The 14221-nt window shown below is 53.3% G+C and carries 16 protein-coding genes; 14 read left to right on the top strand and 2 right to left on the bottom strand.

Annotated features, from left to right (window positions below):
* Positions 1 to 269 precede the first annotated feature (269 nt).
* The 13 genes from fliF to fliR all read left to right on the top strand — a co-directional run bounded on the left by fliF (position 270) and on the right by fliR (position 11244).
* On the top strand, positions 270 to 1970 hold the full coding sequence (gene fliF, locus X965_RS13500; RefSeq protein WP_036418440.1) for a flagellar basal-body MS-ring/collar protein FliF: 1701 nt from the start codon (positions 270 to 272) through the stop codon (positions 1968 to 1970).
* Entirely contained in the window at positions 1967 to 2959 is a 993-nt protein-coding gene (gene fliG, locus X965_RS13505; protein ID WP_004236813.1) for a flagellar motor switch protein FliG, read from the top strand. The genes fliF and fliG overlap by 4 nt, the downstream gene beginning before the upstream one ends.
* On the top strand, positions 2952 to 3683 hold the full coding sequence (gene fliH / locus X965_RS13510) for a flagellar assembly protein FliH (RefSeq protein ID WP_036418442.1): 732 nt from the start codon (positions 2952 to 2954) through the stop codon (positions 3681 to 3683). The genes fliG and fliH overlap by 8 nt, the downstream gene beginning before the upstream one ends.
* Positions 3680 to 5044 (top strand): flagellar protein export ATPase FliI, encoded by a 1365-nt coding sequence (gene fliI, locus X965_RS13515; RefSeq protein ID WP_004236815.1) that lies wholly within the window; start codon positions 3680 to 3682, stop codon positions 5042 to 5044. The genes fliH and fliI overlap by 4 nt, the downstream gene beginning before the upstream one ends.
* Positions 5045 to 5055: 11 nt before the next feature.
* Complete coding sequence (fliJ, locus tag X965_RS13520; protein ID WP_004236816.1) at positions 5056 to 5499, top strand: flagellar export protein FliJ; 444 nt, start codon at positions 5056 to 5058, stop codon at positions 5497 to 5499.
* Entirely contained in the window at positions 5484 to 6866 is a 1383-nt protein-coding gene (locus X965_RS13525; protein ID WP_247716257.1) for a flagellar hook-length control protein FliK, read from the top strand. Before fliJ ends, X965_RS13525 begins: the two co-directional genes overlap by 16 nt.
* 164 nt (positions 6867 to 7030) lie before the next feature.
* Positions 7031 to 7516 (top strand): flagellar basal body-associated protein FliL, encoded by a 486-nt coding sequence (gene fliL / locus X965_RS13530; RefSeq protein WP_004236818.1) that lies wholly within the window; start codon positions 7031 to 7033, stop codon positions 7514 to 7516.
* A 5-nt stretch (positions 7517 to 7521) separates the two neighbouring features.
* On the top strand, positions 7522 to 8535 hold the full coding sequence (gene fliM / locus X965_RS13535) for a flagellar motor switch protein FliM (RefSeq protein WP_004236819.1): 1014 nt from the start codon (positions 7522 to 7524) through the stop codon (positions 8533 to 8535).
* Positions 8528 to 8938, top strand: a complete 411-nt coding sequence (gene fliN / locus X965_RS13540) for a flagellar motor switch protein FliN (RefSeq protein ID WP_004240045.1) — start codon at positions 8528 to 8530, stop codon at positions 8936 to 8938. The genes fliM and fliN overlap by 8 nt, the downstream gene beginning before the upstream one ends.
* A 1-nt stretch (position 8939) precedes the next feature.
* Positions 8940 to 9407, top strand: a complete 468-nt coding sequence (gene fliO / locus X965_RS13545) for a flagellar biosynthetic protein FliO (protein ID WP_036414440.1) — start codon at positions 8940 to 8942, stop codon at positions 9405 to 9407.
* 11 nt (positions 9408 to 9418) lie between these two features.
* Positions 9419 to 10156 carry a flagellar type III secretion system pore protein FliP gene (fliP, locus tag X965_RS13550; protein WP_370531218.1) on the top strand — a complete coding sequence of 246 codons (738 nt, stop codon included), beginning with the start codon at positions 9419 to 9421 and terminating at the stop codon, positions 10154 to 10156.
* A 29-nt stretch (positions 10157 to 10185) separates the two neighbouring features.
* On the top strand, positions 10186 to 10455 hold the full coding sequence (gene fliQ / locus X965_RS13555; RefSeq protein WP_004236823.1) for a flagellar biosynthesis protein FliQ: 270 nt from the start codon (positions 10186 to 10188) through the stop codon (positions 10453 to 10455).
* 3 nt (positions 10456 to 10458) lie between these two features.
* Positions 10459 to 11244 (top strand): flagellar biosynthetic protein FliR, encoded by a 786-nt coding sequence (fliR, locus tag X965_RS13560; protein ID WP_004236824.1) that lies wholly within the window; start codon positions 10459 to 10461, stop codon positions 11242 to 11244.
* A gap of 132 nt (positions 11245 to 11376) precedes the next feature.
* On the opposite strand, the gene X965_RS13565 is transcribed toward fliR, so the two are convergent.
* Positions 11377 to 12114 carry an SDR family NAD(P)-dependent oxidoreductase gene (locus tag X965_RS13565; protein WP_004236826.1) on the bottom strand — a complete coding sequence of 246 codons (738 nt, stop codon included), beginning with the start codon at positions 12112 to 12114 and terminating at the stop codon, positions 11377 to 11379.
* 112 nt (positions 12115 to 12226) lie between these two features.
* Here X965_RS13565 and X965_RS13570 point away from each other — a divergent pair, with 112 nt between their 5' ends.
* Positions 12227 to 13180: a LysR family transcriptional regulator gene (locus tag X965_RS13570; protein WP_004236828.1), complete on the top strand. Its 954-nt coding sequence runs from the start codon at positions 12227 to 12229 to the stop codon at positions 13178 to 13180.
* Positions 13181 to 13249: 69 nt separating this feature from the next.
* Here the strand turns inward: X965_RS13570 and flgL are convergent, their stop codons facing one another.
* Positions 13250 to 14197: a flagellar hook-associated protein FlgL gene (gene flgL / locus X965_RS13575; RefSeq protein WP_004236829.1), complete on the bottom strand. Its 948-nt coding sequence runs from the start codon at positions 14195 to 14197 to the stop codon at positions 13250 to 13252.
* Positions 14198 to 14221: the final 24 nt, after the last annotated feature.

The raw sequence follows: 14221 nt of genomic DNA on the forward strand, positions 1-14221 counted from the left end.
TTCTTCCGTTAACAGGGATAAATGTGCACTGCGGAAGCCATTTTCTGCTGAAAAAGACACCGGTCACATCCTATTGCCTGCATACCCTAACACACCCTTTTTAACTTGAAGCCCGTAAATAACACCAAAATCACAGGCTGATTCTGTCATTAGATTTGTTATTTGCAGGGAATAATAGCAGCGTAAAAAAGTGACGTTACAAAGAGGGAAATTACGTTGTTTCGCCAAAACTATTTTCACCCGTCAAATCTGCAAGGCAGGGAATGTTTATGAGTGCCGCACCACAAGACACCGGAGATACCAAAAAGGGATTCGCCCTGATTATTGACCGTATTAAGGCTGATCCGAAGGTTCCGCTGATGGTCGCCGGCGCGGCTGCAATCGCCGTTATTGTTGCGCTGTTCCTCTGGATGCGCAGCCCGGATTACCGCGTTCTGCTCAGTAACCTGAGTGCCAAAGACGGCGGCGATATTGTCAGCCAGCTGACACAGATGAATATGCCTTACCAGCTTGCGGATAACGGCAGTGCCATTCTGGTACCTGCTGATAAAGTGCATGAGCTGCGTCTGAAACTGGCTCAGGCCGGTCTGCCGAAAGGCGGTAATACCGGTTTTGAACTGCTGGATAAAGAGCAGTTCGGTATCAGTCAGTTCAGTGAGCAGGTGAACTATCAGCGCGCCCTCGAAGGGGAACTGTCACGCACTATCGAATCACTCAGCCCGGTACAGACCGCGCGGGTGCATCTGGCGATCCCGAAACCGACCCTGTTTGTCCGCGAGCAGAAATCACCGACAGCCTCCGTCACCGTCGGATTGCTGCCGGGCCGCGCACTGGATGAAGGTCAGATCAGTGCGATTGTGCATATGGTCTCCGGCAGTGTGTCAGGATTAACCTCCTCCAACGTTATTATTGTTGACCAGACCGGACGTCTGCTGACAAACAATGATAACAGCCAGCAGTCTGTCAGCACGTCGCAGATGCGTCTGACCCAGGAAACTGAAGCACGTCTCAAACAACGTATTGAAGACCTGCTTGCCCCGCTGGTCGGCCGTGCCAACGTACAGGCGCAGGTAACCGCTCAGGTGGATTATTCCAAAGTCGAACAGACCGCCGAAGAATACAAACCAAACCAGCAGCCGGATTCCGCCGCTGTCCGCTCGCGTCAGAGCAGCCAGAGTCAGCAGAACAGCAACGGCGGCCCGGGCGGCGTGCCGGGGGCATTATCCAATCAGCCGGTCAGTGCCCCTTCCGCCCCTGTTGAAACAGCAAAAGCGGATACAAAAGATAACAAAAATGCATCTCCTGCCGATAATAAAAGTAACAGCAACATTAATTCGCAGAGTGATGAGACCACAAACTACGAAGTGGATCGCAAAATCAGTCATACCCAGCGCCAGATTGGCGTGGTTGACCGTCTCTCTGTCGCGGTAATTATTAACTGGCTGCCGCAGAAGAAAGAAGACGGCACCGAAGAAATGCAGCCGCTGCCGCCGGAAATGATTAAAGAGATTGAATCGCTGACCCGCGAAGCGATGGGGTATTCCGTCAGCCGCGGTGACAGCCTGAGCATAACCAACTCCCGCTTTACCGATGAAGGTCAGCTAACTGAAGAGCCGTCGCTCTTCACAAGCCCGGTCATCATTGCGCAGGCACTGGAGTACGGCAAGATCCTGCTGCTGTTACTGGTGGGCTGGCTGCTGTGGCGCAAAGGTATCAGACCGCAGTGGCAGCGTTACCGCAAAGCACAGCAGGCGGAAGCAGAAGCCCGTATGTTTAAGGCGACTCAGATGAAGACCCCGCTCGTGGCTGATGATGTTATCAGTGACGATATGGACGAGAAAACCCGCCGCCGCCTGACCCGTCAGCGTGTCAGCGCCGAAATTCAGAGTCAGCGTATCCGTGAGATGGCGGATAAAGATCCTCAGGTTGTGGCAATGGTTATCAGTCAGTGGTTAGGAAAAGCACAATGAATTTAAGCGGAACAGAAAAGAGCGCCGTCATGCTGATGACGCTCGGTGAGGACCAGGCCGCCGAGGTCTTTAAACACCTGAACAATAAAGAAGTCCAGCAGCTGAGTATGGCGGTCTCCAACATGCGTCAGGTCTCCAATGCCGAGCTGGCGGAAGTCCTGACGGAGTTTGAGGAAGCGGCGATTCAGTATGCGGCGCTGAACATCAATACCAATGATTATCTGCGTTCCGTGCTGGTTAAGGCGCTGGGTGAAGACCGCGCCGCCAGCCTGCTGGAAGATATCCTCGAGAAGCACGAAAGTGCATCAGGGATCGAAAGCCTCAACTATATGGAGCCGCAGACTGTGGCCGATATTATCCGCGACGAACATCCGCAGATTATCGCCACCATCCTGGTGCATTTAAAACGCAACCTGGCTGCCGATGTGCTCGAGCTGTTCGACGAACGCCAGCGCAACGACATCATGCTGCGTATCGCCACCTTTGGTGGTGTGCAGCCGGCGGCACTGGCGGAACTGACCGAAGTCCTCAACAACCTGCTGGACGGCCAGAACCTCAAGCGCAGCAAAATGGGTGGCGTGAGAACCGCAGCCGAGATCATCAACCTGATGAAAAGTCAGCAGGAAGAAGGTGTTATCGGGGCAATGCGCGATTACGACGGCGAACTGGCACAGCGGATTATCGACGAAATGTTCCTGTTCGAGAACCTTATCGAAGTGGACAACCGCAGTATCCAGCGCATCCTTCAGGATGTCTCCAACGACTCGCTGGTTATTGCACTGAAAGGCTGCAACGAAGAGCTGCGCGAACACTTCCTGCGCAATATGTCCACCCGTGCGGCTGAGATTGTCCGTGATGATCTGGAGTCCCGTTCACCGGTGCGTATGTCGCAGGTTGAGAATGAACAGAAATCTATTCTGCTGATTGTCCGCCGTCTGATGGAAACCGGCGAAATTGTGATTGGTGGTGGTGACGATGTCTATGTCTGATAAGGAAAACACCGGCCTGCCGTGGAAGCGCTGGCAGCCGCGGGAGCTGAATCAGTGGGATCTGAATTCCTCTGTGCTCCCTGCCCTGTCCGATGAGCCGGAACCGGAAAAACCCAAAGTACCCTGCCTGGAGCCGAAAGAGGTGCTCGAGCAGATCAATCTGCTGGATAATCTGAAAGAAGAAGCGCAGCGCAGCGGTTTTCAGTCCGGCCATGAGCAGGGACAGAAAGCCGGTTATGATGCCGGATTTACTCAGGGTCTGCAGGACGGCGCTGAACAGGGCCGTCAGCAGGTACTGGCAGAACAGCAACCGGTCACGGAAGCGTGGCAGAAACTGTTATCCGAGTTCAGTTATTCTCTCGACAGTTTTGACAGCGTGGTAACCACCAAACTGCTGCAGATTGCCCTGACCGCCGCCCGCCAGGTGCTCGGTCAGCCTGCCGTCTGTGACGGTACCGCACTGCTCGAAGAGATCAGCCGTCTGCTTCAGCAGAAACCGCTGTTTGCCGGTCAGCCGGAGCTGCGGGTCAACCCGGCACATGTTGAGATGATCGAGCAGCATATCGGTACCCAGCTCAGTCTGAACGGCTGGCGTCTGGTACCGGATCCGCAGTTGCATGCGGGCGGATGCCGTGTGGTGGCGGATGACGGCGAAATCGATATGAGTGTCGCCACCCGCTGGCAGGAGCTGTGCCGGTTATACGCGCCGGAGACCTTGTTATGACCGCGCGGATTGGCCGCTGGATAGGCGCACTGGAAGGTTTTGAATCCCGGATGTCCGGTGTGGCGATGACCCGCCATTACGGACGTCTGACCAAAATTACCGGGCTTGTGATGGAAGCCGAGGGTATCAAAATGCCGCTCGGCGCCACCTGTTTCATCGAGCGCGTGATCAACGGAAACACCGAAGAAGTTATCTGTGAAGTGGTCGGTTTTAACGGACCGCGTATGCTGCTGATGCCGCTGGCAGAGCTGGAAGGTATCGCGCCGGGTGCCCGTGTCTATGCGCAATCCACCGGAAGCGGCGGGCAGACCAGCCGCCAGCTGCCACTGGGTGATGAACTGCTCGGCCGTATCCTTGATGCCTCCGGTAACCCGCTGGACGGCAAAGGGCCGCTGGAAGCCAAAATCCGCGCCCCGCTGATTACGCCGCCAATCAACCCGCTGGAACGATCACCGATTAACAGTGTGCTGGATGTCGGTGTCCGCGCTATCAACGCCCTGCTGACCGTCGGACGTGGTCAGCGTATGGGGCTGTTTGCCGGTTCCGGCGTCGGGAAAAGTGTGCTGCTCGGCATGATGGCGCGTTTCACACAGGCGGACATTATTGTGGTCGGGCTGATTGGTGAGCGCGGCCGCGAAGTAAAAGATTTTATTGAAAACATCCTCGGCGCGGAAGGACTTCAGCGTGCGGTGGTTGTCGCGGCACCGGCGGACGTTTCCCCGCTGCTGCGGATGCAGGGTGCCTCTTATGCCACGCGGATCGCGGAATATTACCGTGACCTGGGTCGCAATGTGCTGTTAATTATGGATTCACTGACCCGTTACAGTATGGCACAGCGTGAAATTGCGCTCGCCATCGGAGAACCGCCGGCGACAAAAGGCTATCCTCCGTCGGTGTTCGCAAAATTACCGGCACTGGTCGAACGGGCAGGCAACGGTAAAAACGGCGGTTCTGTCACCGCGTTTTACACTGTACTGACCGAAGGGGATGACCAGCAGGATCCGATCGCTGACTCCGCACGGGCCATTCTTGACGGCCATATCGTGCTTTCGCGTTCCCTGGCGGAATCCGGACACTACCCTGCTATCGATATCGAAGCCTCCATCAGCCGTGCCATGACCGAGCTGATTGAGAAAAGCCATTACCGGAAAATTCAGCGTTTCAAACAGCTGACCTCCGCTTACCAGCGCAACCGCGATCTGATTAATGTCGGTGCCTACGCGGCAGGCAGTGACCCGATGCTGGATGAGGCCATTCAGCTGTTCCCGTATATGGCGAAGTTTCTGCAGCAGGATATCGATGAGCGCTGTGACTACCCGGCCGCCTGTGAGCAGCTCAGTCAGGTGATACCGGACGCATAACGAGGTCGTCAATGTCAAACACGCATGCACTCACCACGTTGTTAAATTTAGCTGAAGAGGCCGCCGAAGAGGCGGCTAAAGTGCTGGCGCAGGTTCGTCAGACCCACACACAGATGAGTCAGCAACTGACCATGCTGGAGAATTATCAGGCTGATTACCGGCAGAAGCTGAATCAGACACTGCATACCGGGATGGCTGCCGATAAATGGCAGAACTATCAGCAGTTTCTGGTCACTCTCGAACTGACCATTGAACAGCAGCAGGGTCAGCTGAACCTGTGGGAGCAGCGCGTCAGTGATGCCAACCGCCACTGGCAGGAAAAACAACAGCGCGTCAATGCCTTCGATACTCTGATCCGCCGTGCGGATCATGCAAAAAATCAACGACAAAACCGGCTGGAGCAAAAGCAGATGGATGAATTTGCCCAGCGTGCGACTTTATGGAGAACCCGTTAATGGATGTCAATGCCGGTACCAAAGTGGTCAGTTCTGCTGACAACGCATTGAATAAACAGGAATCACCGCGTGCGGAAGATGCACAGGCAACCGCCCTGCCGTTTCAGGCCGTAATGGATGCACAGCAGCCGCGCCCGGAAAAACCGGCACAGGCTGTACATGCGGTAAAACAGACCCGTAATGACACTGCCGCGCATAAACAGGCCGCAGAAGGTAAAGCGGTCTCCGCACAGGAAAAACAGACCGGTGCCGACACCATGGCACAACTGAATTTCTCCCGCCGCCTTGCCGGGGATGCTGCCGCACCTGAGCTGGATGCAAAATTGCTGACCAGCGGGGATGATGCACCTGCATTACCGCAAACAGAAGGTGAAACGGACAATGCCCTGCTAGCGGCACTGAAAGAGCGCCTGAGCGGACGGGACAGCCGCGCGGCGGAGAAACCGGCCGCGGACACAAAGCTGCAGATTGATGACAGCGGAAAAAACGTCACCAAAACCACAGAGCTGCCGGAAGATTTACTGGCTGAAACCGGCGATAAGCCGCTGATCACGGATGAAAATAACGACGCACGCACCCTGTTTACGGATGACAAATCCAAACCGCGTGTGGATCAGCCGCGTTTTTCACTGACCGATGCACAGAAACCGGACCCGAAAGCACTGCCGGAGGATTTTTTACCGCTGAATAAGAAATCCGCTGACACTTCCGTGCCGTTATCGCTGACGTCCGCCACTGATACCACCGGTGCGGATAACAGCAAAAGCGCGTTCAGTATCAAAACAGAAAGCAGTGCCTTTCAGACTGTCACCGCACCGGGCAGCCATACTGCCGTCCAGAGCCCGGTACTGATGCCGGCGGCGGCTCAGAGTACCGCTGCGCAGACCAATGCCCCGGTGGCTCAGCCGTCCATGCAGCTGACCGCGCAGCTCGGCAGTGAACTGTGGCAGCAGCAGGTCAGCCAGAATATGATCTATTTCTCCCGTCAGGGATTACAGCAGGCACAGCTGCGTCTGCATCCGGAAGAGCTGGGCTCCCTGAATATCCATCTTAAAATTGAGGATAATCAGGCGGTGATGCACTTTGTCTCCCCGCACAGCCACGTCCGTGCCGCGATGGAATCTATGATGCCGGTGCTGCGCAACGCCCTTCAGGAGAGCGGGATCCACCTGGCGCAAAGCTCCGTCGGACAGGAGTATCACGGTAATCAGCAGGGTTCCGGTGATGATCGTCACAGCGGCGGCAGTGCTGATGGTATTACGTCTGCCGGAAGCATCAGCGGCGTGAATGTCAGCACAGATACCCTTGTCCGCCCGTCAGCACTTCATGACGCCCGCGCCCGCGGCGGGATCGATACCTTCGCCTGATTCCTGTACATAACGGCGGTACCGGGGACTAAAGCCCCGAGTTACCGCCTTTTTGTTTCGTTTTTCCCCCCTTTAGTCCTTCAGAAGCACGCCATAATGGGTGGGCTTACAGAGTATGAAACCCCTGCCGGGTTTTGCTATCAAGAAATAGGAATTCAGTTAACATGTCGTCTTCACGCAATGCCTCAAAAGGTTCCAATACCGGGTTACTGGTTATTTTCGCCCTGATTGCCCTCGCAGGAGCAGGTTTCGGGGGTTACAGCTGGTGGTCTTCTCACCAGGAGAGTACCACCGCCGGTACCGCAGACGAGAAACGGGCCAATATGCCTGAGCCTATCTTTATGGGCATTGAACCGTTTACCGTGAATCTTCCCGGTATGAATAACGGCCGTGATCGTGTGCTGTATATTGATATGACACTGCGTCTGGCCAACGAGCGTTCCCGCAAACAGCTCCATGAGTATCTGCCGGAAGTCCGCAGCCGCCTGTTACTTCTGCTCTCACAGCAGTCCCCGCAGATACTCGGAACCCATGACGGCAAACTTCAGCTGATGAAGGCAGTTAAAACCACCTTAGCCCCGACCGTGGTACAGGGACAGCCGGATCAGGAAATTTCGGATGTGTTATTCACCACCTTTATTCTCCGGTAAAACTGATGAGCGATAATATTTTATCTCAGGCAGAGATAGACGCGCTGCTCAATGGTGACTCGCCGTCAGAGCCGCAGCCTGCCGACACAGCACTCAATAAAGGTAAGGACAAAGTCCGTCCTTATGACCCGAATACCCAGCGCCGCGTTATCCGCGAGCGTATGCAGTCCCTGGAAATTATTAACGAGCGTTTTGCCCGTCAGTTCCGGATGGGATTGTTCAACATGCTGCGCCGCAGTCCTGATATCACTGTCGGTGGTATCAAAATTGAACCTTATCATGAATTTGCCCGTAACCTGCCGGTGCCGACCAACCTGAACCTTGTGCATATGCCGCCGCTGCGCGGAACCGCACTGTTCACCTTTGAACCGGCGCTGGTCTATATCGCTGTCGATAACCTGTTCGGCGGTGACGGCCGTTTTCCGGTCCGTTCCGAAGGCCGGGAATTCACCAACACCGAACAGCGCATTATCCACCGTATGCTGAAACTGGCACTGAACGCTTACCGCGATGCGTGGAAGCCGATTGCTGAAGTGGATGTGGAATATGTGCGCTCAGAAATGCAGGTGAAATTCACCAATATCACCACCTCCCCCAACGATATCGTGGTCACCACCTCCTTCCTGGTGGAGATCGGTAATACCGTGGGTGAGCTGAGCATCTGTATTCCGATTGCCATGATTGAACCTATCCGCGAGCGGCTGATTAACCCGCCTATGGAGCACGGTCACCAGGAAAATGAAGCCTGGGTATCCAGCCTGGTGACACAGGTGAAGCATTCCGAGCTGGAACTGGTCGCGAATTTTGCTGAAATCCCGCTGCGGATTTCAAAATTACTGCAACTGCAGAAAGGGGATGTGATCCCGGTGGAGAAACCGGATCGCCTGATTGTCAGTGTGGACGGCGTACCGGTACTGACCAGTCAGTACGGCACCCGGGACGGCCAGTATGCATTGCGTGTGGAACATTTGATTAATCCTGTATTAAACACTCTGGACGAGGAAAAAACCAATGAGTGAGGCGAACAACACTCCTGATATGAACCCGGAACACGATGGCGAGTCTCTGTGGGCAGAGGCAATGGAACAACAAAAAAAAGCAGAAACCGGGAACAACCAGGCGTTTGATAATCTCGACAGCCAGAATCCGCTGAATCAGCTGTCTGATATCAATCTGATTATGGATATCCCTGTCCGTCTCTCTGTGGAACTGGGCCGGACAAAAATGACCATCAAGAAGCTGCTGAGTTTATCCCAGGGCTCGGTGGTGGCACTGGACGGGCTGGCCGGTGAACCGCTGGATATCCTGATCAATGGCTATCTGATTGCCCAGGGTGAAGTGGTGGTGGTCTCTGACAATTACGGTATCCGCATCACGGATATTATCACCCCGTCTGAACGTATGCGCCGCCTGAGCCGCTGATATGACACCGACCGCATCCGGCACCCCTGTTTTACCGGCCGCAGAGAAAACGGCAGATAATGCCGTTTTTTCTTCCGTCGCCCTGCCGCCGCCCGCAGTGGGTTCTCAGGCGATTAACAGCACGGACAGCCTGATTCAGGTGTCCGGCGCACTCAGCGGCATTATTCTGCTGATCCTGGGACTGACCTGGTTTGTCCGCAAATTCGGCTTTACCGCAAAACTGGCCGGCAAAAACCCGCTGCTGAGTATCAGAAGCACCTGTTCTCTGGGAAACAAAGAACGGCTGGTGGTGGCGGAGATTCAGGGTGAATGGCTGGTTCTGGGTGTGACCGCACAGTCGGTTAATCTGCTGCACCGCTGTCCGGCTGACCCGGCGGCGGTAACTGATGCCCCTTCCGCCTTTCAGGCACTGCTGAAAACCAAACGTACCGCAAATAAAGATGCGGTACCGGCTGACGAACCACGCTGAGATTTTTCATGATGTCATTGCTCAAACGCGCCATTCCCGCACTCGCTCTGTTTCTGCTGGTTCCGCAGGCGCAGGCTTCACTGCCGGGCGTCGTCAGTCATGTGCTGCCGGACGGCGGCCAGAGCTGGTCTCTGCCGGTTCAGACCCTGCTGTTTCTGACACTGCTGGGCTTTATCCCTGCTCTGCTGCTGATGACCACCAGTTTTACCCGCATCATTATTGTGCTGGGTTTATTACGCAACGCACTCGGGACACCGTCCGCACCGCCGAACCAGGTTCTGCTGGGACTGGCCCTGTTTCTGACGTTTTTCGTGATGTCACCGGTGTTCGATAAAGTCTACGAAGATGCTTACCGTCCGTTCAGTGAAGACAAAATCAGCCTGGAAACGGCACTGGATCGCGGTACTGCACCACTGCGCACATTTATGCTCGGCCAGACACGCGAAAACGACCTGGCACTGTTTGCCCGTATCGCCAAAGTGGGTGAAATTCAGGAAGCCAAAGATGTGCCGATGCGCATTCTGATCCCGGCCTTTATCACCAGTGAGCTGAAAACCGCCTTCCAGATTGGTTTCACGCTGTTTATTCCGTTCCTGATTATTGACCTCGTGGTTGCCAGTGTACTGATGGCACTCGGGATGATGATGGTACCGCCCGCCACGGTTTCGCTGCCCTTTAAGCTGATGCTTTTTGTGCTGGTGGATGGCTGGCAGTTACTGCTCGGTTCGTTATCACAAAGCTTTTTTTAGTCAGGAGATAATATGAGTCAGGAGAGAGTATGACACCGGAATCCGTAATGGCGATGGGCACCGAAGCCATGAAAATCGCCCTGATGCTGGCCGCACCGCTGCTGCTGGCCGCCCTGGCAGCCGGTCTGCTGATAAGTCTGTTACAGGCTGCCACTCAGGTGAATGAGATGACCCTGTCATTCATTCCGAAAATTCTGTCTGTTATCAGTGTGATTGTGATTGCCGGTCCGTGGATGCTCAATCTGCTCACTGACTATATGCGTGCACTGTTAACCAATCTGCCGTTTATCATCGGCTGATCTATGTTAAGTATCACCAGTGAAACACTGACGCTGTGGCTGAGCCAGGGATTCTACCCGTTTATCCGGGTGCTGGCATTGCTGGGTACGGCACCGTTTTTCAATGAAAAACAATCAATCAGTAAGGTGCGGGTGATGCTGGCCTTTTTCACTGTTCTGATTGTCTCCCCGCAACTGCCGGTGGTAAATATCCCGCTGTTTTCCGCCCCCGGTCTGTGGGTGATTTTACAGCAGGTGGTGATAGGTGTGGCGATGGGACTGACCATGCAGATGGCGTTTGCCGCTGTCCGTCACGCCGGGGAAGTGATCGGTCTTCAGATGGGCTTATCCTTCGCCACCTTCTTTGACCCGAGCGGCGGGCCGAACATGCCGATTCTGGCACGTATCCTGAACCTTATCACTCTGCTGCTGTTTCTCGCATTTGACGGACACCTGTGGCTTATCCATATTGTGATAAGCTCATTTGACCTCATTCCTGTGCAGGTCACCCCGCTTAACCGCGAAGGGTTCCGCATGCTGGTACAGTCGGCTAACCATATTTTTCTCAACGGGTTAATGCTGGCGCTGCCGTTTATCACCCTGTTCCTGATTCTTAACCTCGCATTGGGTATTCTGAACCGGATGACACCGCAGCTTTCTGTGTTTGTGGTGGGTTTTCCGCTGACGCTGACCGTCGGTATCAGCATGCTGGGCCTGATCATCTCCGTCCTGCCGGGCTTTACCGAGCGGGTCATTCATCAGGCGTTTGAGCAGCTCTCACTGATTTTTAATCTGTTTGCCTCTCCGTAACCTGACCTGACTCATATCCGGTGTCAGGGCAGCATAAGTATCCGCTTATCTCCCTTAAATAAAAAACCGGTAATGGCGTACAAATGAATATTGCTGTGTATAATCCGGAAAACGACTTGAGAAATAACACGGTTACCAATTTCCTGCTGAATAACCTCCGTCCACCGGCATTACAGTGCCGTTAATATAGTCAGATTTCAGCAGAAAACGAATGCTTTCTATAATATCATTAATGGTTCCGACTTTATCCGCCGGTGAGACTAAATTAATAAAATCCTGATTGAGTTCTGTATTCAGCGGGGACTCAATATACCCCGGTGCTACCGCATTAACGCGGATATTTTTCTTTGCATACTCCAGCGCCAGTGCTCTGACCAGTCCGTGCACGCCTTCCTTTGCCAGGACACTCAGTGCAGCCGGTATTTTCTGCGACGGTTGCAGGGCAATACAGGAGGTTACCACGATAATTTTACCACCGTGATTTTTCAACATGTTTTTAATCGCCAATTGACTCAGATTAAATAAACTATAAATATTACTGTTTATTAAATGCATGAAATCATCCGGTGTCGTTTTTTCATAAGTTTTGCTGAGAAAAGCACCGGAATTATGAATAATAATATCGATATTTCCGAAGCGAATAATACCCTGCTGCATCAGTTGTCCGGCAAAATCAGTACAGTGACTTTCACCGGTCACGGGTAAAAATGCGGTTTTATTATCCAGTTCCTGCAAAAAACTCTGCATGTGTTCATCGCTGCTGAATATGCCGATCACATTGTAGTGTTCATCAAGCAGTGTTCTGACTAACGCTTTCCCCAGACAACTTTCTGCATCGGTAATGACGGCAGTCCGCTGTTGTGGTTTCATAAATAGCCTTCGATTATGATTTATTACTTGCAATTGATGTAAATTATTATATTTCTTCATTGCGTGAAATAAACTACTCTGATATCACTTCATTACCAACCTGAGGTTAATAATGCCGCGTCATTTTGATGATTTGATGCTGGGTACACTGGAACTATTCTGCCGTGCCGCCGAACTGCAAAGCTTTTCACAGGCAGCACAGGTACTGAATATTTCTCCGGCTGCGGTCAGCAAAACCATTGCGAGGCTGGAACAGAAGCTGGGCAGTCCGCTGTTTGTCAGAACCACCCGCCATGTGCGGCTGACAGAAGCGGGAGAACAATACCTCAGCTATTGCAGGACAGCGCTGGACGCGATGTATGATGCAGAGAATGCCCTGCTGGACATGAAAACCATTCCGGCCGGGAAAATCCGTGTTTGCCTGCCCAATGATTACGCCTATCTGAAAGTGTTTCCGCTGATGCCGAAATTCCGCCGCCGTTATCCGCAAATCGAGGTCGACTTTCATCTCCGCTTCCGCATTCCGCGCCAGGAAAGCACGGATTGCGATATCGTCATGACCAGCTGGCTGAATTACCTGCCCGACTGGATAGCCACCCCGGTTGATTTCGCTATGTTCCGGATTTATGCCTCACCGGATTATCTGAAAAAAGCACCGCCACTGAATACCCCGGAAGATCTCCGCCATCACAACTGCCTGCAGATGCATTTGCAGGAACAGACCAGACCACTGCGCTGGCCACTGGTGATAAACAATAAGATTGAACATATCGAAACCCGTGGTGACGCTGCATTTTATGAGGATGTGATGGCCGCATACTATATGGCGGTATCCGGTAACGGCGTCGCAATAATGCATGACTTTATTGCCCGCAAAGCCGTGGCAAACGGGCAACTGGTTCCGGTACTGGAGCCCTGGACTACCGTATCCCATATTTATCATATTGCCTGTCCGGCAGAATCGCGCAAATCTCCGCGTATCCGCGCATTCATTGATTTTCTGACAGAAGAACTGCGGCCGGCCGGCGCTTTTCCGGAACATTCGGTGATAGTCCCTGTCCGCTGACTTGTATCCGGCACAAAAAAAGGCCGTCGCAGTGACGGCCAAAGGAATTCAGTACTAAAACCGGATAATTTAACGACTGAACAGTGACATACTGTTGAGATCTTTAAAAATATCCTGTGAGGCCTGGAACAGCGCCATTTCTTTTTGATAATCCGATACCGTGCTGGTCCAGTCCGTGTGAAGCAGGCTGCTCAGACGGCTTTCATTCTGGATCCGGCGGGTCTGTGACAGGAAGTCCAGGCTGTCGATTTCCTGTAACTGCAAGCCTTGTTTCGCTTCAATATTGGAGATTTTATCCATCCCGGCTTTAATACCGCGGTTTGCTTCATCCATCCCGGCTCTGGCTCTGTCCAGATCAGCCTGTGAGGCATTCTGCTGAGGAATTTTCAGTGCTTCCAGACCTTTGTTGATCGCAGTAAACATATCAGCGACTTTTTCACCTTTCGCGTTTGTCGTGGTGACAAACACTTCCGAACCGGCAAAATAGCTGATCATTTCACGATCACTGCCCACGTTCTGGGTAATGGATTTATCGCCGCCTTTGTAAAGCACATCGCCGGTCGTTGCATCCACTTCAAACGGTGGCGTATCTGATTCATAACCACCAAAAATATAACGGCCGTTACCGTCAGTCGTGTTACCCAGAGACACCAGCTGATCTTTCAGCCCCTGCAGCTGTTCTGCCAGTGATGCACGGTCGTTATCGCTGAGCGCACCCTGGTTGGAGGCCTGGATAACCGTTGAATCCATCTGTGTGGATACTTCATTCATCTGGGTGAGAATGCTCATCTGCAATGTCATCCCGGTTTTGGCATAGCCGCGAGTGGATGCATATTGCTGATTGCGGTTCTCAGACTGAGTGACACGCACCGCCTGCGCGGATGCCTGCGGGTCATCTGACGGTTTGCTGACACGCTGACCGGACGCCAGTTTACTGCCTGCTTCCATCCAGCGGGCGGTGGCATTGTTCATATCCGACACACGCTGACTGAACATTAAATTGGTGCTGAAACGCATGATAATTTCCTTCTTAACTCAAAA

Source organism: Morganella sp. EGD-HP17, from assembly GCF_000512315.2.
GTDB classification, from domain to species: domain Bacteria; phylum Pseudomonadota; class Gammaproteobacteria; order Enterobacterales; family Enterobacteriaceae; genus Morganella; species Morganella morganii.